This is a genomic window from Flavobacterium cupriresistens (assembly GCF_020911925.1).
GTDB lineage: Bacteria > Bacteroidota > Bacteroidia > Flavobacteriales > Flavobacteriaceae > Flavobacterium > Flavobacterium cupriresistens.
This window is the reverse complement of record NZ_CP087134.1, coordinates 5,704,120-5,729,906: the sequence shown is the minus strand read 5'-3', so window position 1 is coordinate 5,729,906 and position 25,787 is coordinate 5,704,120. Positions and strand designations below refer to the sequence as shown.

The window sequence follows — 25,787 nt, the reverse complement described above, 5'->3', positions numbered from 1 at the left end:
AACCCCGTGATAGCACAATGATCAAACTGACGCAGAAAATTCTAATAACAGCATGAGCAACTTACTCGAAGTACATAAAGTCGTAAAACAATACGGTGATTATGTAGCGCTTAACGAAGTTTCATTAAATGTACCAAAAGGTAGTATTTATGGACTATTAGGTCCCAATGGAGCCGGAAAAACATCTCTAATTCGTATTATAAACCAGATTACTTTGCCCGATAGCGGTGAAATAATTCTGGACGGAGAGAAATTACAACCCAAACATGTACAAACAATAGGGTATTTACCTGAAGAAAGAGGTTTGTATACTTCAATGAAAGTAGGCGAGCAATGTTTGTATCTGGCACAAATGAAAGGGCTTTCTAAGGCCGAAGCCAAACAACAGTTAGAATACTGGTTTGACCGTCTGGGAATTCAGGGTTGGTGGAACAAGAAAATTCAGGAACTTTCTAAAGGAATGGCACAGAAAATACAGTTTGTAGTTTGTGTCTTGCATAAGCCTAAATTACTGATTTTCGATGAACCTTTTTCGGGTTTTGACCCCGTAAACGCCAATGTCATAAAAGATGAAATTTTGGCATTAAAAGAGCAAGGCGCAACAATTATTTTCTCTACGCATCGTATGGAAAGTGTAGAAGAACTTTGCGACCATATTGCACTGATTCATAAATCAAATAAATTAATCGAAGGAAAGGTTAGCGATGTAAAACGCCAGTTCAGAACCAATAGTTTTGAAGTGGGTATCCTGACCGATAATGTAGAAGGTCTGATGTATGATATTACACAGAAGTTTACCGTTGCCCCGGCACAGTTTAAATCCTTAAATGAAGATCTGAAGTTAGAGATCCAAATCGGAAATGCAACTCCAAACGAACTATTGCATCTTTTGACACAGCGTGGACAAGTCACCCATTTTGTGGAAAAGATTCCAAGTATCAATGATATTTTTATTAAAACCGTAACGGAAAACAAAAACTAGATTTTGGATTTTAGATTTTAGAGTGAAACCCTAAGATCTGAAAATCTAAAGTCAGCAATCTAAAATCTAAAATAAAAAATGAGCATTATATCATTAATTATAAAAAGAGAATTTATAGCAAAAGTTCGTAACAAGTCTTTTGTTGTCATGACATTTTTGAGTCCGTTGTTGTTTGTTGCCATTACCGTATTTATTGGTTATTTAGCTTCAATGAAAGCAGATACAAAGCGTATTGCAATTCATGATGAAACGGGTTTGCTTGCAGACGATTTTCTGAAAGAGAATAAAAAAGAGGCCGAATACCATTACCTGAATTTATCGGAGATAAGTGTTAAGGACTTAAAGGATAGTATTACCAATGAAAATTTTAGTGGTCTAATTGTGATTCCTAAAACCGGTAATTTAAAAGATCTGGAAAGTAAAGTAGAATTGATATCCGGCGAAAGTCTTCCGGGGCCTTTCATAAAAGATGTACAAAATTTAGTAGAGAAAAAGCTTACCGCATTCAACCTGCAAAAAGCAAACATAGATACTTTGCAAATTAAAAAAGCACAAGCTAAAGTAGATGTGGTTTTGAAAAATACAAAGGGCGAAAAGAGATTCAAAGGGTTGAATTGGATGAAAATTGTAATCGGTGGCGGATTCGGTTACTTAATTATGATGTTTATTATCATTTATGGCAATATGGTAATGCGCAGCGTGATCGAAGAAAAAACGAATCGTATTATTGAAATTATTATTTCGTCCGTGAAACCTTTTCAGTTGATGATCGGTAAAATTGTCGGGACCTCACTTGCAGGATTGTTACAGTTTTTGATCTGGGTGGTCATTGGTCTCGGATTAATGTTTGTGGCTTCTGCTTTTTTTGGCGTGAATGTAGGACCGGAAGGAAGAATTCCTCCCGAAGTAATGCAGTCCGCGCAACAGGAATTTTCAGGAACAGCACAAATGTACATTGCCGAATTATGGAATTTGCCTATTGCCAGTATTGTAATTGGTTTTGTTATTTATTTTATTGGAGGGTATTTTTTATATAGTTCGTTTTATGCCGCAATTGGGGCTGCTGTTGATAATCAAACCGATTCACAACAATTTCTTTTGCCAATTATTATGCCTCTAATTCTGAGTGTTTATATCGGATTTTTTACCGTTGTGAATGATCCGCATGGAACTATTGCCGTGGTGTTTTCGATGATTCCGTTAACATCACCGATTGTAATGTTAATGCGACTTCCGTTCGGTGTGCCTTGGTGGCAAATTGCAATTTCAGTATCTTTATTGTTTGCGACCTTTTTGCTTGTTGTTTGGTTCGCTGCGAAAATTTATCGTGTCGGTATTTTAATGTACGGAAAGAAACCAACCTGGAAAGAGTTATACAAATGGCTTAAATATTAAAAATTATGTGGAAGGATATTATTGAATTTATTAATTACAATTTTATTAATGGCGAAAATGTAAAAATCTCGCTACTTGATTTGATGCTGCTTTTTCTTGCTATAACGGCAACATCGATCGTATTAAAGTTAATTCAGAAGTTGTTTAGTAAAAAACTTCCTGTCGCAGACAAAAAGAAGTTCAATAGTGTTTTTCAGGTCGTTAAGTATATCGTTTACCTTTTTGTAATTGTATTAATGCTAAACGCAACCGGAGTAAATGTTAATGTGTTTTTAACCGCCTCTGCAGCCTTGTTTGTAGGTTTAGGGTTTGCATTACAAACATTTTTTCAGGATATTATTTCGGGAGTTCTAATCATTTTGGATCAGTCTTTGCATGTGGGTGATATCATTGAAGTCGACGGTCGTGTTGGATTGGTACAAGAGATCAAATTAAGAACCACCATTGTTGTGACCAGAAATGATCGTGTGATGATCATTCCGAATCATAAATTTATGGACGACACACTTTTTAATTGGACTCAGAATAATTCGAGTAACCGGGAAAGTGTTTCCGTTGGAGTAGCGTATGGAAGCGATGTTCGTTTAGTCGAAAAATTATTGCATCAGGCAGTAGATTCAGTTGAAGGAATTGTCAAAGGAGGAACGGTTAAAGTTACTTTTGATGACTTTGCAGATTCTTCGCTAAACTTCTCAGTTCACTTTTATGTTATTCATGGTATGCAGACGCCGGGGATTCAAAGCGAAATTAGGTTCCGAATAAATGATCTGTTTGCAGAAAACAATATTTCAATTCCGTTCCCGCAAAGGGACTTAAACGTAATAAGCGTGCCGGTAAATTTGGCTTCAAAAAAAGAGAAAGAATAAGTACTGGTTTCAAATTTAATAAAGATGAGTAAAATATTAATTATAGAAGACGAAGCAGCGATCAGAAGAGTTTTGGTAAAAATCTTATCAGAAGAAAATGATACCTATCAGGTGGAAGAAGCCGAGGATGGTGCTGTGGGTCTCGAAAAAATAAAAAACAACGACTACGATTTGGTTTTGTGCGATATCAAAATGCCAAAAATGGATGGCGTTGAGGTTTTAGAAGCAGCCAAAAAAATAAAACCGGAAATCCCGATGGTGATGATTTCAGGTCACGGGGATATGGAAACGGCGATTCATACCATGCGATTAGGCGCTTTTGATTATATTTCAAAACCACCCGATTTAAATCGTTTGTTAAATACCGTTCGTAATGCTTTAGATAAAAAACAACTGGTAGTTGAGAATAAAATTCTGAAGAAAAAAGTCAGTAAAAATTACGAAATGGTTGGCGAAAGTGAAGCAATCTCTCATATCAAAGTGATGATTGATAAAGTAGCACAAACAGAAGCCAGGGTTTTAATTACAGGACCAAACGGAACCGGGAAAGAGCTAGTAGCACATCAATTACACGAAAAAAGTGAACGTGCTAATTTCCCTTTGATTGAGGTCAATTGTGCTGCAATTCCAAGTGAGTTGATCGAGAGTGAATTGTTCGGACACGTAAAAGGTGCTTTTACATCTGCAGTGAAAGATCGCGCCGGAAAGTTTGAAGCAGCAGACAAAGGAACTATTTTCTTAGATGAAATTGGTGATATGAGTCTTTCCGCGCAAGCAAAGGTATTGCGTGCGTTGCAAGAAAGTATGATCACAAGAGTCGGTGCCGAAAAAGATATAAAAGTTGACGTTCGTGTTGTAGCAGCAACCAACAAAGATTTAAAAACGGAAATTGCCGAAGGTCGTTTCCGTGAAGATTTGTACCACAGGCTGGCTGTTATTTTGATTAAAGTACCGCCTTTAAACGAAAGACGTGACGATATTCCGGCTTTGATTACCCATTTTACAGAGAAAATTGCTTCCGAGCAAGGAAATGCCATCAAAGTATTTTCAACACAAGCCATAAAACTATTACAGGAATACGATTGGACAGGTAATATCCGTGAACTTCGAAATGTAGTAGAAAGATTGATTATCTTAGGAGGAAACGAAATCTCAGAAACGGACGTAAAAATGTTCGCGAGCAAATAGTGGACTATAAGCGATAGGCTTTAGTCCTTAAGCTTTGGACTTCGTTAAATAATATAAATAATTTTTGCTTAGAGCATAAAGCTTAAAGCATAAAGCATAAAAAAAATGAAACTAAAAAAAATAAAAGAACAATTACAAGACGCTTTAATCGAAAATGGTTTAACAGAGGCAAATGTATTGCAACAAGAGACTTTTTCGACTATTAAAAGTGGTGCTGACTGTATCATTCTTTCTCCGGAAAAAAGTGGAAAATCGACTACCATTGTAATCAATGTAATTCAGCAATTGGCAGGTTCAGTCGAAGAATCTCCAAGAGCCTTGATTATTGTAGAAGACAAAACTAAAGTTTTGGAAATGGTAGAGCTTTTTGCAAAATACGGAAAGTATACCGATCTTGAAGTGTACGGAGTGCATGACAAAGGAGATATGGATTACGATAAAAACTATATTTCAACAGGAATTGATGTTTTAATCGGAACACCAAATAAATTAAGCGACATGTTTACAACGGCAGGTTATAATGTAAACCGTTTGAAAATGTTTGTTTTAGATGATGCAGATCCAATTTTGAAGTTACGTCATGAAACTAAAATCATGCGTATCTCGAATAGTATTGCAAAAACACAAAGAATTATTTTTGCCGAGCAATTAACGGAACGTATCGAAATTTTGGCAGAGAAATTTTTACTGGAGCCTTATATTTTTGATATGGAGGAAGAAGAAGAGGATGAAGAATTTGATGAGGAAGAAGAACTTGACGAAGAAGAAGAAGATCAAACTGAAGAGGAATAAGGTAGTGAAGCGATAAATTTTATGGAGATATTTAAAACGCTTAAATTTTTATCGATTGTAATTTTAGCTCTTTTTATCCATTAAAAAAGCAAGGTCACATTGGAATGAATGAAAATGAAGATTTTCAAAATCATTTAAAGACAATATTAGAATAGAAAATAAAAAATAATAATAAAAAACAATGTTATGGGATTAATGAAGGTATTTTCAGGAAGTGAAGTATTAGCAATTGCTTTAAAAGAAAGATTAGAAGAAGCCGGAGTAGAAACGGTAAAAAAAGACAACATTCAATCGGCAAGACTAGGTGGTTTTGGAGGTTCAGATTTAGCAGTTGAAGTTTTTATTCAGGAAACTGACTTTGCAAAAGCAAATCCCGTTATTGAGGATTTTAGAATGAATATTTAATAGCTCTCAGTCTCAGTATTCAGTCTCAGTTTACAGTTTCAGTTTACAGTCTCAGTCTTCTGTAAAATGCGAGAATGTGAAATGCGATTGAGTACTACAATTGAAATTTGAGGCCTGGATTCAGACTGCAAACTGCGACTGCGACTGCGACTGAGACCGCGACTGCAAACTGCGACTGAGAATTGAGAAAAGTAAACTAATAAAAAATGCAATACAAAATGCTGGTGCTCGACATGGATGATACCTTGTTGACAGACGATCATAAAATTTCTGATTTAAATAAAAAAGTACTTCTTGAAGCGCAGGCCAAGGGAGTTTATGTGGTTTTGGCTTCAGGTCGGCCAACCTCTGCTATGACGGCTTATGCTAAAGAGTTGGAATTGGATTTGAATAATTCGTATATCATTTCGTTTAATGGTGCTATTATTAGTACGGTTAAAGACGATGTTATTTTGTTTGAGCAAACGCTGACACAAAAGCAGATTCACGAACTGTACGATTACAGCGTGAAGATGAAAACACATATCATTACCTATCTTGACGGAGAAATTATAAGCGAAACAGATTCAGAGTTTATTGAAATTGAAAAAGTAATTACCGGAATGCCACATCGCAAAGTACCAAGTTTTAAAGAGGCTGTTGACAGGTCTGCGGTAAAATGTATTTTGTTGGCAGAACCTTCTTATTTGAAAGAAGTAGAGCAGGATCTGAAAGAGGCAATGCCACATTTAAGTATTTCAATGTCTAAACCGTTTTTTTTAGAAGCCGCTCAATATGGAATCGATAAAGCCGCAAGCATAAAAATTTTGGCTGAAAAGCTAAAGATCCAACAGAGCGAGATTATTGCAGTAGGAAATGCCGGAAATGATCTAAGTATGATTGAATATGCCGGATTGGGTGTTTGGGTAGATAATGTGACGCCTGAATTGCGCGACAGAGCTGATATAATTGTGGCTTCAAATAATAATGATGGAGTGGCAGAAGTAGTACAACGTTATATTTTAAATTAAAACTAAAACCGGATGAGAAAACCAATTGAAACAGAACGACTGATTTTAAGAGAAGTGATTTCTGCTGATGCAGAAGGAATGTTTGAATTGGATTCGAATCCCAATGTGCATCTTTTTGTGGGAAAGAAACCTGTTACCACCATTGCCGAAAGCATTGCTTATATTGAAAATTTGCAACAGCAATACAAAACTTTTGGCACTGGCCGCTGGGCTGTTGTTTTAAAAGAAACCAATGAGTTTTTGGGTTGGTCCGGAATAAAGTTTATCACAGACGAAATCAATAACCATAAAGATTTTTATGAAATCGGATACCGTTTTATTGAAAAACACTGGGGAAAAGGCTATTCTACCGAAGCCGGAAAAGCTTTTGTGGATTATGCGTTTAATGAAATGAAAGTAAAGGCACTCTATGCTTATGCAGATGAAGGAAACGAAAACTCAAGAAAGGTTTTAGAAAAACTGGGTTTCCGTTATGTGAATTCGTTTGATTACGAAGACGAAAGAGAAGTTTGGTATGAATATAAGAATCCAAACCTGATATAATACCCTAAGAAATGCATCCCAAATCTTTTCAAATGTACTTCTTACAGATTAAAAAGATTTGGAAAACAGCTCGTAGTTTAGGTTTCCGAAATGTTTCGAATTATTTTTTAGCTACAGAAACAAAATATTTATTTCCGTCACCCATAGTTAGCTTAACACGCTCGTCGCAAAGATCGATTGCAAAATTCACGCTTTCGTAACAAGCACAAGTAGTGTTTTTGTCCTTAGACATTTCTGTTTTACAATTGTTGTTTTTGAAAGTTGACAATTGTGGAGTGTACAGACTAACTAAATCAGTAGAAGCAGTTACTAAAGAGATAATACTTGCAGAATTATTATTTGTAATTCTGTAAACAATTCTATCCGTATAGTTTACTTCATTTACCGTTACCTTACGGATGTAAGTGTAAGCTGTAGATCCTTCACTTGGTTCTTTTACTTCAAATTTAAACCCAACGGCACGGATTGCAATATCAAATTGTGATTGATTGTTTAAACTGGCCCAACCTGTTAAAGTGCTAATTGACGGGAATGGATTAGTTGCAGGAGCAGCTGCAGTTTGCGCTTGCGAACTGAAAAGGGTTAAGAACATCAAGCAGATTGTGGGTAAAAATGCTTTCATAGTAAGTCTGGAATTTTTAATTGTTGCCTACTCTTTATGGTTTTCGGCTTTCCCCATTATTTTTATTAAACAAAACAACAACATAACGACAGAATATCAAAATTGTTATGGTAAAATCTGTCGAGAGATCAATTAATTTATTAATTGCTTAACTTTTTTAGCCGAAAGCATTATTTTGAACAGTTAAATGTAAGAAAATTTTAATCTAATTTTTTAAAAAATGTATTTAATCGATATTATTTGCATTTAATCGATGTTTTTGTCATTTTATTCCTATTGAAAGGACATTTAAGATCTTTTAAATATAAAACTTATTTTAGTCATTAGCAGGTTCAATTTATAGTTTTTAAGCCAAACTTAATTGTCTGGATAATGCAAAATGTTGATATATAGTGTATTATTGATTTTATTTTAAAGAATATTGTATGTAAATTTGCAAACTCTTCAATTGAGAATGTAAATATAATATCTTACTACTTAAAACGTAGTGTATTCCTATGGAAAATAGAAAAAAAGTTGCCTTTTATACGCTTGGTTGCAAACTGAATTTTTCAGAGACTTCCACAATCGCCCGAAATTTTAACGACGAAGGATTTGATCGTGTTGATTTTGAAGAAATAGCAGACATTTATGTCATCAATACCTGTTCTGTTACAGAGAATGCTGATAAGCAATTTAAGCAGGTCGTAAAAAAAGCAATGAAACTCAACGAAAAAGCCTTTGTAGCTGCCGTTGGGTGTTACGCGCAATTAAAACCGGAAGAATTGGCAGCCGTTGATGGAGTTGATTTGGTTTTGGGTGCTACCGAAAAATTTAAAATCACCGATTATATTCACGACTTAAGCAAAAATGACATGGGGGAAGTACACTCCTGCGAAATTGCTGAGGCCGATTTTTATGTGGGAAGTTACTCTATTGGTGACCGAACCCGTGCCTTTCTGAAAGTTCAGGATGGTTGTGATTATAAATGTACGTATTGTACCATTCCATTAGCAAGAGGAATTTCAAGAAGTGATGCGTTGGAGAACGTTTTGCAAAACGCAAAAGAAATTTCAGCACAAAACATAAAAGAAATTGTTTTAACCGGAGTAAATATCGGGGATTACGGAAAAGGGGAATTCGGAAATAAAAAACACGAACATACTTTTCTCGATTTGGTTCAGGCTTTAGACAAAGTAGAGGGAATTGAGCGTTTGCGTATTTCTTCGATTGAGCCTAATTTATTGAAAAATGAAACCATTGATTTTGTTTCTAAAAGCAGAACTTTTGTACCGCATTTTCATATCCCGTTACAATCGGGAAGTAATGATATCTTAAAATTAATGAAACGTCGTTACTTACGTGAAGTTTATACAGAACGTGTCAATAAAATTCGCGAAGTAATGCCACATGCTTGTATTGGTGTTGATGTTATTGTTGGTTTTCCGGGTGAGACAGACGATCATTTTCTGGAAACCTATCATTTTCTGAATGAAATGGATATTTCGTATTTGCACGTATTCACGTATTCGGAAAGAGACAATACCGAGGCAGCAAATATGGCGGGAGCTGTTCCTGCAAACGTAAGAGCAAAACGCAGCAAAATGTTACGTGGATTGTCGGTTAAGAAACGTCGTGCTTTTTACGAAGGTCAATTAGGAACAAACAGAACTGTTTTGTTTGAAGGAGAAAATAAAGAAGGTTATATTCACGGTTTTACAGAAAACTACGTAAAAGTAAAAACACCTTGGAATCCCGAATTAATCAATACATTACAAGAAATTAACCTGACCAAAATAGACGAAGACGGAAGCGTTCGTTTAGAGTTTTTGAATAAATTGGCAGAGGTGTAAAATGTTTCTTTGTGAAATGTTATTTGTGAGATGTGAAATGTATGATGAGGTTGGAAATTTGAGATTTCAGAGCCTTTTATATAATTAGAGTTTAGAATAGAGTTACATACAGTCTGTCATTTCGAGCGAAGTCGAGAAATCACACCAGGTATTCCATTTCTATTTTTCGCAATTTTGTCATACTGAGGAACGAAGTATCTTCACAAGTAATTCCGTAAAGTGAAGTTCAACAGTATCGATTCAGCAAACGTAGATCCTTCGTTCCTCAGGATGACAAACTGTACGGAGTCTCTAGTGTGATTTCTCGACTTCGCTCGAAATGACAATGTAAAACAGAAAAGTCCTTTATTACAAAGGACTTTTCTGTTTTATAAAGCGAAATATTACTTCACATCTTCTGCGACAACTAATTTCAAGGAATTGATATAATCGGTGTCGAACTCGATCACTCTTATTTTTTTGAATTTAAAATGAAAATCTCATAACTTCTTTATGGTTTTTGGTTTAGAGAGTGTTACATACAGTCTGTCATTTCGAGCGAAGTCGAGAAATCACACCAGGTATTCCATTTCTATTTTTCGCAATTTTGTCATACTGAGGAACGAAGAATCTTCACAAGTAATTCCGTAAAGTGAACTTCAACGGTATCGATTCAGCAAACGAAGATCCTTCGTTCCTCTGGATGATAAAGTCTCTTGTGTGATTTCTCGACTTCGCTCGAAATGACAATGTAAAACAGAAAAGTCCTTTATTACAAAGAACTTTTCTGTTTTATAAAGCGAAATATTACTTCACATCTTCTGCGACAACTAATTTCAAGGAATTGATATAATCGGTGTCAAACTCGATCACTCTTATTTTTTTGAATTTAAAATGAAAATCTCATAACTTCTTTATAGTTTTTGGTTTAAAGAGTGTTACATACGGTCTGTCATTTCGAGCGAAGTCGAGAAATCACACCAGGTATTCCGTTTCTATTTCAGCAGTTTTGTGATACAGAGGAACGAAGTATCTTCACAAGTAATTCCGTAAATTGAAGTTCAACGGTATCGGTTCAGCAAACGAAGATCCTTCGTTCCTCTGGATGATAAACTGTACGGAGTCTCTTGTGCGATTTCTCGACTTCGCTCGAAATGACAATGTAAAACAGAAAAGTCCTTTATTACAAAGGACTTTTCTGTTTTATAAAGTAAAATATTAGTTCACATCTTCTGCGACAACTAATTTCAAGGAATTGATATAATCGGTGTCAAACTCAATGACTCTAATTTTTTGCGGATTAAAGCTCAATTCGCCTCCAAATTTACCTCTTGTGTCTAAGAAGTCGATGGTGAGTTCTTCTTCTGTTAATTCGATTAGTTTGCCTAAATAAGCAGATTTGGCTGATTTTTTTGAAATCTGAAAAATCTCGTATTTATTCGTTAAGAAGTTTATGATAGCCGCAAGGTCTCTAATCGGAATAATATCTTCGGCATTTGTTTTCAGGCCCTTCATTCGGATTACTTTTTCGGTAAAAGCAAGATCCTGGTCTCTGTGAACGGCTTCGATATTTTTGTTTCTCAAAATCACAAAACCATCAAGGATGTAATCAACCGGATTATTTCTCAATAAAATCCAGTCATCAGAATAATCGATAAGAAATCCGGTAAAAATTTCTTTTTTATCGGTAAATTCTATTGCAATTAATTGTCTTAAATACTGTTCCATAATATTATTTTTTTAAATTCCAAATCCGAAAATTCCAAATTCCAATCAATGCGATTGAAATTTCAAAGAAACAAATTCAATCCAAAGAAAAATTGGAATTTTAAAATTTGAAATTTACTGTAAGTTTAAGGGTTTGTAGACCAGATACTGCTGTTTTTAATAAAGACTCTGCGGTTTAATTTAAGTTGAGCAATAATCAATTCTGCAATATCTTCCGATTGCATTACTTTTTCAGGATTGCCATCCGTCAGATTCAGGTCTTTTGCCATGTCGGTTGCAACGGTACTTGGCGTTAGAGCGGTAACACGTATGTTGTGTTTTCTCATTTCCTGCATCAAGGAATCTGTTAGGCCTAAAACAGCAAATTTAGAAGCGCTGTAAGCACTGGTCAAAGCATTTCCGTTTAATCCGGCTGTAGAGGAGATGTTAATAATATCTCCGGTTTGTCTTTCGATCATATTAGGTAAAACAGCACGGGTAGCGTAGTACGTTCCCATAAGATTCACCTGAATGATTTTTTCCCAGGCTGCTGGTTCTAAGTCAAGGAATTTACCAAAAGCGGCGATACCGGCATTGTTGATCAGAATATCGATAGTTTTAAATTCAGCTAAAGCTTTTTCTACCGCTGTATTTATGGAATTAATGTCCGAAACGTCAGCACTCAATGCCAAAGTTTTTACACCAAAAGCAGAGATTTCAGTACTTAATTGATCTACATCAGATTGGGTTCTAGCAACTAAAATTACATTTACGCCTTCTTTGGCTAAAGCAATTGCAATGGCTTTTCCGATTCCTTTTCCAGCTCCGGTAATAAGAGCATTTTTATTTTTTAAATCTGTCATGATAGTATTTTTGAAATGCAGAAAGCATCATTTTAGTCATACAAAAATAATTCATTTGCGTACTAAAATGATGCTCTCCGCCGTTTTCTTAATCTAAGTTTAACAACTTTGTTATTCTTTAAGAACCATATCAATGCACATTACCGCGCCAAGGATTAATTGTCTAAGTGGACTGTCTGACGCTACACTTTCTTCGATTTGAAGGACATAATTGTCAGCACTTGTGAAAAACTCTTTCCCCAATCCTGCCCATTTTTTACTTACCTGAGCCAATGGTTTGTTTTCATGCGAAAATTTAAAATCCCAACCCGTCCATTTTCCTTGAAGGGTAGCACATGGTCTTTCGTTTTTATCCAGAATTTCGAATCTGCCTCCAAAAGAAAAGAATTTTTGTTTGAAAGTTCCGATCAAACGGTCTTTTTCATCTAAAACCTCTACTGTTGAACGAAAAACAGCGATGCCACGTCTCACGGTTACTAATTTTTCTCCTGAGGCAGTTGTAATTTCAACATTAAAAGGAGTCATTCTTTTATAATCAGTAAAACGCAATACTTTTGTGAAAAAGCCAAGATTATTTTCACGGCAATTCATAACAATCTGATTGGTTTCCGGATTGTAAATGTCGTAATTGTTAGCTGCTTTAAACATCCCAACATGCTCTTTTACAAGAAATAAATTCTGGTTTAAAATAGGGTTCATTTTAATTTTTTAAAATTAGGTTATAAATGGAAATCTTCAATTTTGAAGCGAGACCAAATGTAATAAAACCGCTATTAATAAGCTAGCTTTGCTCCTTCAATAAGACGAATAAATTCTGCTTTATATCCGTCAGTATCGTTCGCTACTCCTTGTTTCGCCAATTTTAAAATAGCATCAGAAGATTTGTTCGTTATTAGTTTTGAATCTCTCAATTTTAATCCGAACCAGGCAACGGCTGTGCTGAATTTAAAATCGGTACTTGAGCTCTCTAGGGAGATGGTTTTATTTTCAATTATAGCTACCATTTCGATACTTTTGTCTCCGTCGGGTTTTTTGTAACGGAATTTTATCGTCGCCAATTCCGTGCTGTATTTAGTTGTGTTTTCTTCAACGGGAGTATATTTTAAGGCATCCGGCTGATGGTTTAAATAATCACTTTTAACTCCGGCCGGAATAATTTCATACAAAGCCGTAACTGTATGATTACTTCCTAGTTCGCCGGCATCGATAGCGTCATTTTTAAAATCTTCTGCGCGAAGTTTTCTGTTTTCATACCCAATCAATCGATACGCCTGAACTTGTTTGGGGTTAAATTCAATCTGGATTTTTACATCTTTCGCGATAGCAAACATAGAACCTTTAAATTCCTTGCTTAAAAAACGATTCGCTTCCTGAATGTTATCAATATAGGCATAGTTTCCGTTTCCTTTATCAGCCAGTGTTTCCATTTTGCTGTCTTTGTAATTTCCCATGCCGTAACCAAGACAAGTTAAGAAAACACCCGTTTTTCTTTTTTGTTCAATTAAAGTTTCCATATCAGCGTTAGATGAACTGCCCACATTAAAATCACCGTCTGTTGCTAAGACCACTCTGTTATTTCCGCCTTTAATAAAATTTTCGACCGCAACTTTATAAGCCAATTCAATTCCCGCACCTCCGGCTGTACTTCCTCCGGCGCTAAGATGGTCTAACGCTTTAATAATAGTTTCTTTTTCGTCTCCAGAAGTTGGAGGTAAAACCAATCCGGCTGCACCGGCATAAACTACAATAGCTACCTTGTCTTTTGAGCGAAGTTCGTTTACCAATATTTTCATAGATTGTTTCAATAAAGGCAATTTATTAGTGCTATTCATAGAACCTGAAACATCTACTAAGAAAACAAGATTTGATGCCGGTAGATTTTCGGTTGGAATATTTTTGCCTTGCAAACCAATTCTTAGAATTTTGTTTTCAGGATTCCATGGAGATTCGCTTAACTCGGTATTGATAGAAAACGGATCTTTATCTTTTGGCTGCGGATAGGTATATTTAAAGAAATTGATCATTTCCTCCACACGAACGGCATCTTTTGGAACCGCCTGTCCATTGTTTATAAAACGTCTGATATTCGTATAAGAAGCATTATCAAAATCTATTGAGAAAGTAGACAAAGGCGCTGCTTTTGGGCTCTCGAATGCATTTTCTGTAAACGTATCATAATCTTCATTAGTTACTTCTGGCTGAACAGGAACGGTTATGTTTAGTTTTTTGTTAATTTCCTGCTCCGTAAGATTTTTGTAAATGTTGTTTTTAGTAGCAATTATGATAGCACCGTTTGCTGCTCTGCTTCCATAAATTGAAGTAGCCGATGTTTCTTTTAAGACTTTCATGTCCTGAATGTCATTTGGATTTATTCTCGCTATTTGCTGCGATTTTACAGGAACTCCATCTAGAACATACAAAGGCTCATTTTGTGATGGAAGAGACTGGGAGCCATGAATTTTGATGTTCGAAGGAGCGACATATTGCGTGTTAGTTTGAACTTGCAAACCAGAAGTTCTCCCCTGAAGCATTTCGGTAACTGATTTTTTATCTTTTTTTCTTTCCGAGCGGGTGTAGTTTTGAGTTGTATATTCGGAATTACTTGTTCCGTATCCTACAACGACAACCTCATTTAGATTTTGTGAAGCTTCTTTCATCTTTACATTGATAAGGTCTTTGTCATTTACAACAACGGTTTCCGTATTAAATCCGATATAACTAAAAATAAGAATATCTCCTTTTTGAGCTCGAATAGAATATTTCCCGTCAAAGTCTGTTGAAGTACCCGTTTTTGTTTTTTTAATGGTGACACTAACCCCCGGAAGTGCGACAGAACTATTATCTGAAACCGTTCCTTTAATTGTTCTTTCCTGCGCCATAGATACGAAACATATAAGCATAGTAATGGCTGATGAAATAAGTTTTAGACTTTTCATGATAGTAAATTTTAAGATTGAATTTTAGGTTTTAACTAGTGCTGCGAAGCTGGTTTCCCCGTTTTGGTAGTGATGATTATGACTCCTTTTTTTCCTTTTTCGCCATATTTTGAAGTGGCTTCAAGATCCTGAAGGATGGTGATGGTTTTAATTTCCTGTTTGTTTAAAGGAGCGTAAGGACTTGTCGGATTCTTTCCGAATAAATCATTTTCAGAATAGTAGTTTCCATCAATGATATACAAAGGTTCTGCTAGTACTACCAAAGATTCTACATTTTCAGGACTCAGATTCGAAAGCTCGGCTTGCATCATTTTGTCTCTTTTAACATCGTCATTGTGAGAAAGTGCTTTTCCGTTCATGATGACTAGTGGAGCGCTTTTTTTAGCCATTTGCGGGGACGCCTCAGCATCAGCAATTCGGTAAGATTCGCTTTTTGCCGATTTTGATAATTCTTCAGCTGCAAGAGCTTTGTCTTTTAGATAAGATCTTTCTTCTGTTGCATAAGCGGGCGCCATTACCGGAGGCGGAATGTAAGCTTTAGCAGAAGCTTCAGCCTTTACTGTTTCATAAGCAATTACCGCTGCAGGATTTGGACTTTGTATGTCGTTTTGTACAATCTCTTTTTGTTGCTTAATTTGGTTGTCTATGATTTTTTCAGCCTCTTTTTGGGAAACTATTTTTGAGTTTTCTGATACAGCGACTTTACTTTCTTCTAAAATTGGTTTCTGAATAGGCTCTGTTTTAGTTTCGGTTGTGACTACTTTATTGGTGTTTTGAATAGTTTGACTGTTGTCTGTTTTTAGAAACTGAGATCCTAAAGAAATCACGAGTAAAAGAGAAGCAGCAATTGCAATCTTTTTCCATAACGCGATTGTTTTTTTAGCTTCTTTTTTGTCAAGCTTCTCTTCAACACGCGACCAGACTTTTTCCATTGCCGGAAAATCTTTGCTTTCGGCGTTATGCGAAGCTTGTTTTATTTTTTCGAATAATTTATCTTGATTGTCCATGACTATTTTGCTTTTTGATAATACAACTTATTTACTAAATCCTTTAGCTTGGTTTTAGAGGCATTCAATTGTGATTTGGAAGTGCCTTCCGAAATGTTTAGCATGCTGGCTATTTCTTTATGTCCGTAACCTTCAATTACAAAAAGGTTAAAGACCGTTTTACAGCCGTCTGGAATATGGTTTAATAAATTGAGTAAATCTTCTTCTTCTAAGTGATTGATTTCGTCTGTAAAAGGCTGAGATTGCAATTTGACATCATCAAGATACATATTGAAATTAGTATGTTTTCTGATGGTTGCCAAACAATGATTCACTGTTATTTTTCTGGCCCAGGCCTCAAAAGCATGAACTTCTTTAAGCTGATCCATTTTTGTAAAGATGGTATAGAAAGCGTCGGCCATAGCCTCTTCGATTTCTTCCTCCTTTTTTAGATAGCGCTTGCAGAGGCGATACAGCTTTGGAGCCATATACTCATAAACCTGACGCTGTGCATCGCGGTTCATTTTTTTACAGTTAGAAATTTGAGTTTCGTTTATCACAATTGTTGTCTTTATACTAAAGAGAGATAAAAAGATAAAAAGGTTGGGACGATTATTAAAAAAAAGTAAAAATAATTTATGATTGGTTGTAAGTAGTTGATTTTATGTCTCTTATTGCTCGTAACAAATGTAGTTGTAATATTCGACGATTTCTTTAATTTGAATAGAATTAAACGTCTTGTCTTTTATTTTTCTAATAAGAATATCGCAATCGGAAAAGTAATTAGTAGCCGTTTTTTTCCAATTAGAAAGAATTCCAAGATTGATATAAGTTGGGTATTGCTCTTTTTTTCGTTTCAAATAGTAAAGCTCCGTAAATTGTTCTGTAGTCTCCGAATAGCGTACACCACCTTTCGCTATGGCTGTTGGTTTTAAATCCGGCATTGTAAAGTATTGCAGTTTTGTCATTCGATACAAATGGACTTCTCCATCAAGAACAAGTTCCAGTAGTTTCGGTTTGTCAGACGAATTTATTTTTACATATTCATAGGTTTCCACAAAATCAAGTCCAACGAATTTAATTTTGGAAATAGTCTCGAAATCCCAGGAATCAGCCTTGCTGTCGGGAGTAATTTTAAATTTTACTTTATTATTTTTAATTTGGCCAACACCTTCAATAGAATCTCCTTCGTGAAAAAAAATGATACATTCCCGATCTTGTGCATAAATTGAAGTACTAAGAAAGAGCAAGAAGATAAGTAAGCTTTTGATGGTTTGTTTCATTATTTTAAAAAGTGCAATCCGATACTGGATTGGGAGTGAATTATTTTTTATTTTTTTGCCACGAATTTCGCGAATTTTCACGGATTGTTTTTGTGCGACCGGATAGGAAAGCTCTGGGCCTTTGTTTCTTTTCCCCTCTGTACTTTTACCTCACAAGAAAACTAGTTTTTTAGAGGCAAACTAAGTTTAAAGATTTTCGTTTCCAGAACTTCGGTGTCATTGTCTTCGCACAGTAAAAACTCGATTTTACCGTTTGCTTTTTGGTAGAAGGTCAGGCCTTCAAATTTATTAGTTGACGTTATTTTCTGCGTGAAGTCGATTTTCATAGTTTTAAGATCGATGCGTCCGATAAAGCTTCCGAGGATTTCTCCGTCGTCGTAAGTCGATTTGGTGTCTTCGGCAGTAGAGAGAAAATAAATTTTATCTTCGACTAAAATCGCATCTGTAAAACTGGAACGAACTCCTTTTATTTTGGGCAGTTTATAATTGACAGCGACCAAAGCAAATTCTTCGCCCAGGTTTTTCGCATGGATCGTAAAAATGGTGTTTTTGTTTGAAATTCCATTACCACGATTGAATAAATACCAGTTTTCTCCATCGAAAATAGCCCCTTCCAGATTGAAGTCTTCCGGTTTTATTTCGCCAAAACTTTGCATTAAGCCGTATAAATCAACCAGATTGTTTTTCTGAAGAATGGTTTTCGTTTTGAGATCAAACGAGATCATTTTATTTCGTTTTTCGGTAGAGCCCGAACCAAATACATATAAAGTATCATTGTGATTGGTGATCGATTCGAAATCCGGTTTTATATTTTTTGGAATGTTTTGCGTCGGATTATCGATTAAAGCATGTTGATTTAATTGCTGATTCTGCATGTTGTATTCGTACAAGAATCCACTGTTATCACCAATAACATAAAGAGAATTGTTATTGAAGAATAATCCCGAAGCAGACCCGATTCCGATGATTTGAAATAATATTTCCAGTGTGAATTTTTCCATGAATGTTGTTTTGAAAACTAAAGTTTAACCGTGCTAAAAATGAAAATAACCTATTGAAAAAGTATTACCATAAATAGCAAAAATATGCTTCGTAAAAGTAGTATATTTACTTATATGATAAAACTGATAGTATGAAATCTATAGATCCGAATAATTTTAAAGTTGTAAAAAAAATAAGTTTAAAGCATATTCCGACTTTGTTGGACATAAAAGCAGATGAGGATGAAAAGGAGCATAAGCTCGATAAGGTTCAGGCAAAATTGAGCAATTTGCAGGATGTGATGTATGCCCACAACAAATACGGTGTTCTGATTTGCCTGCAGGGAATGGATACTTCGGGAAAGGACAGTTTGATCCGCGAGGTTTTTAAAGAATTTAATCCGCGTGGCGTAGTGGTGCATAGTTTTAAAACGCCTACTTCGGCTGAATTAGAGCATGATTATTTGTGGAGACATTATATCGCACTACCTGAAAAAGGAAAGTTTGCAATTTTCAACAGAACCCATTACGAGAATGTTTTGGTAACACGAGTGCATCCGGAATATATTTTAGGAGAGAATTTACCCGGAATTAATACGATTGATGATATTACACCCGATTTTTGGGAAAATAGGATGGAACAGATTACGAATTTCGAAAAACACATTGCACAAAACGGAACGATCGTATTAAAGTTTTTTCTGCATTTGAGTAAAGAAGAACAGCGCCAGCGTTTACTGCGTCGTTTGGAGGAAGAAAGACACCACTGGAAATTTTCTCCTGCTGATTTGAAAGAACGGGAGCGTTGGGATGAATATCAGAAATATTATGAAGAAGCAATAAATAAGACTTCAACAGAGCACGCGCCCTGGTATATTGTTCCGGCAGACGATAAAGAAATGGCCCGTTACATTGTAGCCAAAATTATTTGGGAAGAAATGCAAAAACACACCGATATCAAAGAACCCGAACTAGACGATAAAATAAGAGCCAATTTTGAAATGTACAAAAAGGAATTGGGAGCGTAATAAAATTACAAACCCGACAGTCCATGAGAAACTGCCGGGTTTTACCAAAAACAAAAGAATAATAATGAATCCGTTCGGTGCAATTAATTTTAACACATAGAGACATAGCTAACAGGGCCTAAAAAGACGTTTTACTTGAAATAAATTACTTGAGACTATGTGAAAAAAATATGATTTTCTTGAAGCATCTCAAATTGTGAATTAAAAGTCTATGTTTCTATGTGTTAAATAATCCTTTATCTAATTACACCCAACGGATCAATAATGAATGTATTTTTACAAATCGAAACCGTACGCTAAACGAAGCGCCACCTGATTGGTTTTGAATTTGTTGTAATCTTCGTATCGTACACTGATGTCAATGTATTTGTTGGCATAACCGATTCCCGGAGCCCATAAAAAAGTGGTGTCGTTGTATCCGTTTGTTACCGCAAAACCAGCACCAACTTCTCCTAATACATAAAATTGATCCTCCCAGATAAAGGCTTTAAAACCCGCTTTTGCAGGAATAAATCCAAGGTCTTTTACATCATCTCCGATAAATAAATTTGTAAAACCTGTAGTCAGGGTTAGTGAAGTTCTTTTAGATAAATCATATTGCAAACGCACATCTCCTCCAAGTGACCAATCGTAAGCATTGTCTGTCGGGAGACCACCGTTTAAACCAAAACCTAATCTAAAACCTGGCTTGTAAGTTTTGATTTCACCCTCGTTTTTAACTGCTTCAGTCTCTTGGGCAAAAGTTGTATTGGCGAATAAAAATGCCATAACCGCTACGCATAACATTTTTAGATTTTCAGATTTTTTCATGATCCTTTTTTTTGAATTATTAATAAGGTAAAAGTAGATTCTAACCGCTCGGAGGTTGTTATACAATTCGCAGGAATTGTTATATAATCTTAGCGTTATTAAGGATATTCTTAACATTGGCTTATATTTCTGATAATAGGAGAGAATTCAAAGCTTCTGAGTATCTTTGTTCACTTAAAAACATTAAAATTGAATATAAAACAATACACAAAAGAGTTCTCTTATAATTTTAGATTAGCCTACCCAATTATTTTGGGAATGGTTGGACATACTTTAATAGGTATCGTCGATAATATTATGGTTGGGAAATTAGGTAGTACAGAGCTGGCGGCAGTTTCGTTGGGAAACAGTATGATCTTTGTTGCAATGTCATTAGGAATTGGATTTTCGACCGCAATAACCCCAATTGTTGCAGAAGGTGATGCGGAGCAAAATGATACCAAAATTCGTTCTGCATTTCATCACGGTCTATTTTTGTGTACTATTTTAGGATTGGTGATGTTCGGTGTGATTGTTTTAGCAAAACCAATAATGGAAATGTTAGATCAGCCAGCGGAAGTAATTGTACTTGCAAAACCGTATCTGGATTGGGTGGCGTTTTCATTGATTCCTTTAATTATGTATCAGGGATACAAACAATTTGCGGATGGAATGTCGATGACCAAATATTCGATGTATGCGATGGTTATGGCTAATGTCCTGCACGTAGGGATAAATTATCTCTTGATCTACGGTATCTGGATTTTTCCTAAAATGGGAATTATTGGAGCAGCACTCGGAACCGTAATTTCCAGAATCTTTTTGGTGATGTTTATGCATATCATGCTCTCGAGAAGAAACGATCTAAAGCGTTTTTTTAATGGTTTTAGCTTTAATGAAATTAAAAAAGAAACCATAAAAAAGATCGTAAGTATTGGTTTTCCTTCGGCTATGCAAATGCTTTTTGAAGTCGTCTTGTTTACAGCTTCGATCTGGCTTTGCGGTAATATCGGTAAAACAAGTCAGGCAGCAAATCAGGTTGCATTGAGTCTCTCTTCTTTGACTTTTATGTTTGCTATGGGATTAAGCGTAACCTCGATGATTAGAGTTAGTAACCAAAGAGGATTAAATGATTTTAAAAAATTAGTGGTTGTGGCCCGTTCTATATTTTTGCTGGCCATTATATTAGAAACTTTCTTTGCTATTCTGTTTGTTGTTTTTCATAATTATTTGCCTCATCTCTTTTTGAATATGGAAAATGGAGGACAATTGCTGGATAACAACGAAGTGATAAGTATTGCTTCGAAATTGCTTTTAATTGCAGCCGTTTTTCAAATTTCTGACGGAATTCAGGTGGTTGTTTTAGGAGCTTTACGTGGTTTACAAGATGTGAAAATACCTATGTACATTACGTTTGTGGCGTATTGGGTAATTGGTTTCCCGATTTCGTATTATTTGGCAGAATACACGCCCTGGAAAGCACAGGGGGTTTGGATCGGACTTTTGGCAGGTTTAACCACAGCAGCCGTATTCCTGTACATACGTTTTCATTACTTAACCAAAAAATTAATTAATAATTCAGTTGCAAATAACTAAATTTGAAACTTAAAAATAAATAATGCCACAGATTACGCGGATTCAAAGGATTATTTTTAAAATCTTTTTAATCCGTGTAATCTGTGGCAAACTAATAATCGGTTTGATAGATTACTACAAAGACTAAAAAAATAAAATAAATAATATGGAATTACCTAAATTTTTACTCGGAGACAATACTGATTTCCCGGATGATATTTTTATCATTCACCTTGATTATCCAAGATTTATAATCAATTTAAAAGATGATGAGGTGGAGTTTATGGAAGAAGCCGAAGACCTTGATGAAGCAGAATTAAATGCCGAAATGGAAGGTTTGATTGTTTTGGCCAACGACTTTTACGACCGAGAAATAAATCGTTACGAAGAATAGACACACACACATTGGTAGAGACGCACAGCAGTGCGTCTCTACGGTGCGTCTACCCAAAAATTTCACCTTAAATTATCTTTAATGAAAAAAATAAGTTTTTTAAAACCCGTTTTTAATTTTATAGCAATCGGATTGCTAATTAGTACTTTAAGCCGACTATTTTTATTTTTTATCTTTAAAGACAGAGTGGTCGAAACGCCAAATTTCTGGTATATTTTCCCAATCGGTCTGCGAATGGATTTAATATTATTGTGTTATTTGTCTTTTCTTCCGGCTGTTTTAATTACATTTTTGCCCGCTAAATGGATAAAATTCACAAATAACTTTTTGGTGATTTATAGTTTTTTGTTCCTGTTTTTAATTCTTTTCGTAGAATTAGCAACGCCCGATTTTGTAAAACAATACGACACACGTCCTAATAAAATTTTTCTGGACTATCTGATCTACCCAAAAGAAGTGGTGGGAATGTTGTTGAAAAGTTATCTGACGTCTATTATCGTTACGTTTTTAATTTTGGGAGTGGTACTTTATTTTGCTTTCAAAAAAGGAAAACGTTTCTTTCACACCACCAATACTGAGTATAAATTCAAACTGATGCTTTTTCCGTTAGTAGCTTTTTTATTGTTTTTTGGAGCACGTTCCAGTTTGACTTCAAAACGACCAATCAATGCCAGTAATGCAGTATTTTCTACCGATCAATTAACCAATACTTTGGGGTTGAATTCTTTTTATACCGTTGCTTTTGCGGCCTATTCGATTAAAAATGAAGGGAACACCAAAATGTACGGCAAAATGGAGGAAGCAGAAGCTATTGCCCGTGTGAAAAAATACATGATTGCCGGACCAACAGATTTTACTGATGCTGAAATTCCGTTTCTGCATGTGCAACAACCGGATACTGCTGTAGCAAAACCGTATAATCTGGTTATTTTTCTACAAGAAAGTTTAGGCGCAGAATACGTTGGAATCTTAGGAGGAAAACCTTTGACACCGGAATTTGATAAATTAGCAAAAGAGGGATTATTGTTTACCAATTTGTATTGTACAGGAACTCGTAGTGTTCGTGGTATCGAAGCAGTTGTAACAGGATTTTTACCATCACCATCTGAAAGTGTGGTGAAATTAGGAAATTCTCAACAAGGCTTTTTTACATTGGCTGATGCCTTAAAACAAAAAGGTTACGATACCAGTTTTATTTATGGTGGAATGGCGAATTTTGATAATATGGCTTCGTTTTTCAACGGAAATGGTTTTCAGGACATTGTAGATCAGGCAGACTTTGAATCGGATGGAAACAAATATGCGTTCAAAGGAACTTGGGGATATTCAGATGAAGATCTGGTAACAAAAGCAAACAATTATTTTAAAGCTAAAGGCGATAAACCGTTCTTTTCTTTAATGTTTTCGACTTCCAATCACGAGCCTTTTGAGTATCCGGCCGGAAGAATTAAACCTTACGATCAAAAACCGGCAACGGTAAATAACGCCATGAAGTATGCGGATTTTTCAATTGGAAAATTCTTTGAAATGGCTAAAAAAGAAGCGTATTTTAAAAACACCATTTTTATTGTCATCGCAGATCATAATACAAGAACTTACGGAAAGAATTTAGTACCGATCAATAAATTTCATATTCCGGCTTTAATAATGGGGCCTGGAGTACAAAAAGGAAGTGTTTACAGTAAATTGGCAAGTCAGATCGATATTCCTCCAACTTTGTTAGGGTATTTAGGAATTCCGTTTGAGACACCAATGGTAGGTAGAAATTTAAATAAACTCGATGCTAAAGTTCAGGGAAGATCCATCATGCAGTTTAATGATATCAATGCATTCAGAGTAGAGAATCAGGTTGTAATCATGCAGCCCAATTTAAAGCCTCTACAATTTGAGATCAAAAATGATACAACTTTAGTTCCTGTAAAACTAAACGAAGAATTAGCCAAAGATGCTTTGGCACACGTTATTACAGCAGGAAATTTATATAAGGAGAATAAGTATAAGCTTCGAAAAAAATAATTTTTAAGTGGCTGAGGTTCTGAGTTACTGAGATTCTAAGTTTGATTTTCTTAGAAACTTAGAATCTTAGCAACTTCGTTACTTAGTATCTTTTCCAAAATACAACGCTAACAAATTCTGAGCAGCTGCAAAAGGTGATAATTCATCATTTTGCACTGCTTTTTTGTTTTGTTCCAGTTGTGAAATTATTTCCGGTTGGTTGTAGAAGTTCAATCGGAGTTGTTCGTTGATGGTTTCCATCATCCAAAAATGATTCTGATCTTTTCGTTTTTCGTGAAAATAGCCCGTATTGGTTGTCATTTCGAAGTAACTGGAAATGGTCTCCCAGATTTCCGAAATTCCTTCGTGGGTAATGGCACTGCAGGTAGTTACTTTGGGTTGCCAGGTTGATTTTTTTGGTGGAAATAAATGCAAAGCCCGATTAAATTCCAATTTGGCCTGAGTAGCTTTTTTGATGTTATCACCATCAGCTTTATTGATGACAATAGCATCCGCCATTTCCATAATACCACGTTTTATCCCTTGTAGTTCGTCGCCAGCACCGGAGATTTTTAATAAAAGAAAAAAGTCAACCATGCTGTGGACAGCAGTTTCGCTTTGTCCGACACCAACTGTTTCGATTAATATAGTATCAAAGCCAGCGGCTTCACAAAGTATAATTGTTTCCCTTGTTTTTCGGGCCACTCCGCCTAAAGTATCTCCTGATGCGCTGGGTCTTATAAAAGCATTTTCATTTTTTACCAGTTCTTCCATTCGGGTCTTGTCGCCTAGAATACTACCGTGAGAAAGAGAGCTGCTGGGATCAACGGCCAAAACCGCTACGTTTTTACCTAAGCCAGTCAAAAAAGTTCCAAAGGTTTCGATGAAAGTACTTTTTCCAACACCGGGAACCCCTGTGATCCCTATTCGGATCGATTTATTGGCATAAGGAAGACAACCTTTGATAACTTCATTTGCTTTTTCGGCATGTTCGGGATTGGTACTTTCAACCAAAGTAATACCCCGACTTAAGGAAGTTCTGTTGGCGTTAAGAATTCCATCAATCAATTCTTCGGCAGAAGGTTGTTTTTTTCTGTTTTTCTGAATCTGATTAATAGCAGAAATGCTGGTAATTTCAGGAGGTGAAATTCCGGCTTTTTCTTGCAGACTGCTAACTTGTTTTTTTGAACTCGACAAAACATTCTTTTTGGTAGTGTAAAAGTACAGAAAACAAAAACAGTTTCAAAAGGCAATTTAGCTTTTGAAACTGTTGTGGTTGGTTAACACGAATTACACGAATTTTCACGGATTGTTTTTTTGCTTTATGTTGAGAACGAAAAACTTGTGAAAATTCATGACTAAAAAAATAGAAATTTAGCGACTCAGTAAACAAAAACAGTTTCAAAAGGCGATTTAGCTTTTGAAACTGTTGAGTTTGGTTAAGACGAATTACACGAATTTTTACGATTTTTTTTTTTTGCTGTATGGTGAGAACGAAAAACTTGTAAAAATTCATGATTATAAAAAATAGAAACTTAGCGACTCAGTAAACAAAAACAGTTTCAAAAGGCGATTTAGCTTTTGAAACTGTTGAGTTTGGTTAACACGAATTACACGAATTTTCACGAATCGTTTTT

The 25,787-nt window shown here is 35.5% G+C and carries 24 protein-coding genes; 13 read left to right on the top strand and 11 right to left on the bottom strand.

Annotation, left to right across the window (positions count from 1 at the left end; translation table 11 throughout):
* The first annotated feature begins 52 nt into the window (after positions 1 to 52).
* The 8 genes from LNP23_RS22770 (at position 53) to LNP23_RS22735 (ending at position 7,181) form a co-directional block, all read left to right on the top strand.
* Positions 53 to 982, top strand: coding sequence for an ABC transporter ATP-binding protein (locus LNP23_RS22770; protein WP_047779185.1), 930 nt, complete (start codon positions 53 to 55; stop codon positions 980 to 982).
* A 78-nt stretch (positions 983 to 1,060) separates the two neighbouring features.
* Positions 1,061 to 2,377, top strand: coding sequence for an ABC transporter permease (locus tag LNP23_RS22765; protein ID WP_230002998.1), 1,317 nt, complete (start codon positions 1,061 to 1,063; stop codon positions 2,375 to 2,377).
* 5 nt (positions 2,378 to 2,382) lie between these two features.
* Positions 2,383 to 3,243 carry a mechanosensitive ion channel family protein gene (locus LNP23_RS22760; RefSeq protein WP_230002997.1) on the top strand — a complete coding sequence of 287 codons (861 nt, stop codon included), beginning with the start codon at positions 2,383 to 2,385 and terminating at the stop codon, positions 3,241 to 3,243.
* A gap of 24 nt (positions 3,244 to 3,267) precedes the next feature.
* A complete protein-coding gene (locus LNP23_RS22755) occupies positions 3,268 to 4,431 on the top strand; it encodes a sigma-54-dependent transcriptional regulator (RefSeq protein ID WP_047779182.1) in 1,164 nt (387 codons plus the stop codon).
* 105 nt (positions 4,432 to 4,536) lie between these two features.
* Positions 4,537 to 5,223 carry a DEAD/DEAH box helicase gene (locus tag LNP23_RS22750; RefSeq protein WP_230002996.1) on the top strand — a complete coding sequence of 229 codons (687 nt, stop codon included), beginning with the start codon at positions 4,537 to 4,539 and terminating at the stop codon, positions 5,221 to 5,223.
* A gap of 186 nt (positions 5,224 to 5,409) precedes the next feature.
* Positions 5,410 to 5,628, top strand: coding sequence for a putative signal transducing protein (locus LNP23_RS22745; RefSeq protein WP_047779179.1), 219 nt, complete (start codon positions 5,410 to 5,412; stop codon positions 5,626 to 5,628).
* A gap of 206 nt (positions 5,629 to 5,834) precedes the next feature.
* Positions 5,835 to 6,638 carry a Cof-type HAD-IIB family hydrolase gene (locus LNP23_RS22740; RefSeq protein WP_230002995.1) on the top strand — a complete coding sequence of 268 codons (804 nt, stop codon included), beginning with the start codon at positions 5,835 to 5,837 and terminating at the stop codon, positions 6,636 to 6,638.
* 12 nt (positions 6,639 to 6,650) lie between these two features.
* A complete protein-coding gene (locus tag LNP23_RS22735) occupies positions 6,651 to 7,181 on the top strand; it encodes a GNAT family N-acetyltransferase (protein WP_230002994.1) in 531 nt (176 codons plus the stop codon).
* A 100-nt stretch (positions 7,182 to 7,281) separates the two neighbouring features.
* On the opposite strand, the gene LNP23_RS22730 is transcribed toward LNP23_RS22735, so the two are convergent.
* A complete protein-coding gene (locus LNP23_RS22730) occupies positions 7,282 to 7,803 on the bottom strand; it encodes a hypothetical protein (protein ID WP_047779176.1) in 522 nt (173 codons plus the stop codon).
* A gap of 497 nt (positions 7,804 to 8,300) precedes the next feature.
* On the opposite strand from LNP23_RS22730, the gene mtaB reads away from it, so the two are divergent.
* Entirely contained in the window at positions 8,301 to 9,635 is a 1,335-nt protein-coding gene (gene mtaB / locus LNP23_RS22725; RefSeq protein ID WP_230002993.1) for a tRNA (N(6)-L-threonylcarbamoyladenosine(37)-C(2))-methylthiotransferase MtaB, read from the top strand.
* Positions 9,636 to 10,832: 1,197 nt separating this feature from the next.
* Here the strand turns inward: mtaB and LNP23_RS22720 are convergent.
* The 8 genes from LNP23_RS22720 to LNP23_RS22685 all read right to left on the bottom strand — a co-directional run bounded on the left by LNP23_RS22720 (position 10,833) and on the right by LNP23_RS22685 (position 18,390).
* Positions 10,833 to 11,342 carry a hypothetical protein gene (locus LNP23_RS22720; protein WP_230002992.1) on the bottom strand — a complete coding sequence of 170 codons (510 nt, stop codon included), beginning with the start codon at positions 11,340 to 11,342 and terminating at the stop codon, positions 10,833 to 10,835.
* 125 nt (positions 11,343 to 11,467) lie between these two features.
* Positions 11,468 to 12,184 (bottom strand): 3-ketoacyl-ACP reductase, encoded by a 717-nt coding sequence (locus LNP23_RS22715; protein WP_230002991.1) that lies wholly within the window; start codon positions 12,182 to 12,184, stop codon positions 11,468 to 11,470.
* 111 nt (positions 12,185 to 12,295) lie between these two features.
* On the bottom strand, positions 12,296 to 12,883 hold the full coding sequence (locus LNP23_RS22710) for an LURP-one-related/scramblase family protein (protein WP_230002990.1): 588 nt from the start codon (positions 12,881 to 12,883) through the stop codon (positions 12,296 to 12,298).
* Between the two features lie 74 nt (positions 12,884 to 12,957).
* Positions 12,958 to 15,120 carry a vWA domain-containing protein gene (locus LNP23_RS22705; protein ID WP_230002989.1) on the bottom strand — a complete coding sequence of 721 codons (2,163 nt, stop codon included), beginning with the start codon at positions 15,118 to 15,120 and terminating at the stop codon, positions 12,958 to 12,960.
* A gap of 35 nt (positions 15,121 to 15,155) precedes the next feature.
* The gene (locus LNP23_RS22700) at positions 15,156 to 16,127 is read right to left on the bottom strand and encodes a hypothetical protein (RefSeq protein WP_230002988.1); all 972 of its coding nucleotides are present in this window, start codon (positions 16,125 to 16,127) and stop codon (positions 15,156 to 15,158) included.
* Between the two features lie 2 nt (positions 16,128 to 16,129).
* Positions 16,130 to 16,630 carry an RNA polymerase sigma factor gene (locus tag LNP23_RS22695; protein ID WP_230002987.1) on the bottom strand — a complete coding sequence of 167 codons (501 nt, stop codon included), beginning with the start codon at positions 16,628 to 16,630 and terminating at the stop codon, positions 16,130 to 16,132.
* A 147-nt stretch (positions 16,631 to 16,777) separates the two neighbouring features.
* Complete coding sequence (locus tag LNP23_RS22690) at positions 16,778 to 17,389, bottom strand: hypothetical protein (RefSeq protein WP_230002986.1); 612 nt, start codon at positions 17,387 to 17,389, stop codon at positions 16,778 to 16,780.
* A gap of 161 nt (positions 17,390 to 17,550) precedes the next feature.
* A complete protein-coding gene (locus tag LNP23_RS22685; protein ID WP_230002985.1) occupies positions 17,551 to 18,390 on the bottom strand; it encodes a DUF6929 family protein in 840 nt (279 codons plus the stop codon).
* Positions 18,391 to 18,521: 131 nt separating this feature from the next.
* Between LNP23_RS22685 and LNP23_RS22680 the strand changes: the two genes are divergently transcribed.
* The gene (locus tag LNP23_RS22680) at positions 18,522 to 19,397 is read left to right on the top strand and encodes a PPK2 family polyphosphate kinase (protein WP_047778510.1); all 876 of its coding nucleotides are present in this window, start codon (positions 18,522 to 18,524) and stop codon (positions 19,395 to 19,397) included.
* A 276-nt stretch (positions 19,398 to 19,673) separates the two neighbouring features.
* Here the strand turns inward: LNP23_RS22680 and LNP23_RS22675 are convergent, their stop codons facing one another.
* A complete protein-coding gene (locus tag LNP23_RS22675; protein WP_047778509.1) occupies positions 19,674 to 20,207 on the bottom strand; it encodes a hypothetical protein in 534 nt (177 codons plus the stop codon).
* 189 nt (positions 20,208 to 20,396) lie between these two features.
* On the opposite strand from LNP23_RS22675, the gene LNP23_RS22670 reads away from it, so the two are divergent.
* The 3 genes from LNP23_RS22670 (at position 20,397) to LNP23_RS22660 (ending at position 24,171) form a co-directional block, all read left to right on the top strand.
* On the top strand, positions 20,397 to 21,782 hold the full coding sequence (locus LNP23_RS22670) for an MATE family efflux transporter (RefSeq protein WP_047778508.1): 1,386 nt from the start codon (positions 20,397 to 20,399) through the stop codon (positions 21,780 to 21,782).
* Positions 21,783 to 21,927: 145 nt separating this feature from the next.
* On the top strand, positions 21,928 to 22,155 hold the full coding sequence (locus LNP23_RS22665; protein ID WP_047778507.1) for a hypothetical protein: 228 nt from the start codon (positions 21,928 to 21,930) through the stop codon (positions 22,153 to 22,155).
* Between the two features lie 81 nt (positions 22,156 to 22,236).
* Positions 22,237 to 24,171 carry an LTA synthase family protein gene (locus LNP23_RS22660; protein ID WP_230002984.1) on the top strand — a complete coding sequence of 645 codons (1,935 nt, stop codon included), beginning with the start codon at positions 22,237 to 22,239 and terminating at the stop codon, positions 24,169 to 24,171.
* A gap of 78 nt (positions 24,172 to 24,249) precedes the next feature.
* On the opposite strand, the gene meaB is transcribed toward LNP23_RS22660, so the two are convergent.
* The gene (meaB, locus tag LNP23_RS22655) at positions 24,250 to 25,347 is read right to left on the bottom strand and encodes a methylmalonyl Co-A mutase-associated GTPase MeaB (RefSeq protein ID WP_230002983.1); all 1,098 of its coding nucleotides are present in this window, start codon (positions 25,345 to 25,347) and stop codon (positions 24,250 to 24,252) included.
* Positions 25,348 to 25,787: the final 440 nt, after the last annotated feature.

Coding starts and splice junctions, on each gene's coding strand:
- LNP23_RS22770 (WP_047779185.1), top strand. CDS start 53: ATGAGCAACTTACTCGAAGTACATAAAGTCGTAAAACAATACGGTGAT.
- LNP23_RS22765 (WP_230002998.1), top strand. CDS start 1,061: ATGAGCATTATATCATTAATTATAAAAAGAGAATTTATAGCAAAAGTT.
- LNP23_RS22760 (WP_230002997.1), top strand. CDS start 2,383: ATGTGGAAGGATATTATTGAATTTATTAATTACAATTTTATTAATGGC.
- LNP23_RS22755 (WP_047779182.1), top strand. CDS start 3,268: ATGAGTAAAATATTAATTATAGAAGACGAAGCAGCGATCAGAAGAGTT.
- LNP23_RS22750 (WP_230002996.1), top strand. CDS start 4,537: ATGAAACTAAAAAAAATAAAAGAACAATTACAAGACGCTTTAATCGAA.
- LNP23_RS22745 (WP_047779179.1), top strand. CDS start 5,410: ATGGGATTAATGAAGGTATTTTCAGGAAGTGAAGTATTAGCAATTGCT.
- LNP23_RS22740 (WP_230002995.1), top strand. CDS start 5,835: ATGCAATACAAAATGCTGGTGCTCGACATGGATGATACCTTGTTGACA.
- LNP23_RS22735 (WP_230002994.1), top strand. CDS start 6,651: ATGAGAAAACCAATTGAAACAGAACGACTGATTTTAAGAGAAGTGATT.
- LNP23_RS22730 (WP_047779176.1), bottom strand. CDS start 7,803: ATGAAAGCATTTTTACCCACAATCTGCTTGATGTTCTTAACCCTTTTC.
- mtaB (WP_230002993.1), top strand. CDS start 8,301: ATGGAAAATAGAAAAAAAGTTGCCTTTTATACGCTTGGTTGCAAACTG.
- LNP23_RS22720 (WP_230002992.1), bottom strand. CDS start 11,342: ATGGAACAGTATTTAAGACAATTAATTGCAATAGAATTTACCGATAAA.
- LNP23_RS22715 (WP_230002991.1), bottom strand. CDS start 12,184: ATGACAGATTTAAAAAATAAAAATGCTCTTATTACCGGAGCTGGAAAA.
- LNP23_RS22710 (WP_230002990.1), bottom strand. CDS start 12,883: ATGAACCCTATTTTAAACCAGAATTTATTTCTTGTAAAAGAGCATGTT.
- LNP23_RS22705 (WP_230002989.1), bottom strand. CDS start 15,120: ATGAAAAGTCTAAAACTTATTTCATCAGCCATTACTATGCTTATATGT.
- LNP23_RS22700 (WP_230002988.1), bottom strand. CDS start 16,127: ATGGACAATCAAGATAAATTATTCGAAAAAATAAAACAAGCTTCGCAT.
- LNP23_RS22695 (WP_230002987.1), bottom strand. CDS start 16,630: ATGAACCGCGATGCACAGCGTCAGGTTTATGAGTATATGGCTCCAAAG.
- LNP23_RS22690 (WP_230002986.1), bottom strand. CDS start 17,389: ATGAAACAAACCATCAAAAGCTTACTTATCTTCTTGCTCTTTCTTAGT.
- LNP23_RS22685 (WP_230002985.1), bottom strand. CDS start 18,390: ATGGAAAAATTCACACTGGAAATATTATTTCAAATCATCGGAATCGGG.
- LNP23_RS22680 (WP_047778510.1), top strand. CDS start 18,522: ATGAAATCTATAGATCCGAATAATTTTAAAGTTGTAAAAAAAATAAGT.
- LNP23_RS22675 (WP_047778509.1), bottom strand. CDS start 20,207: ATGAAAAAATCTGAAAATCTAAAAATGTTATGCGTAGCGGTTATGGCA.
- LNP23_RS22665 (WP_047778507.1), top strand. CDS start 21,928: ATGGAATTACCTAAATTTTTACTCGGAGACAATACTGATTTCCCGGAT.
- LNP23_RS22660 (WP_230002984.1), top strand. CDS start 22,237: ATGAAAAAAATAAGTTTTTTAAAACCCGTTTTTAATTTTATAGCAATC.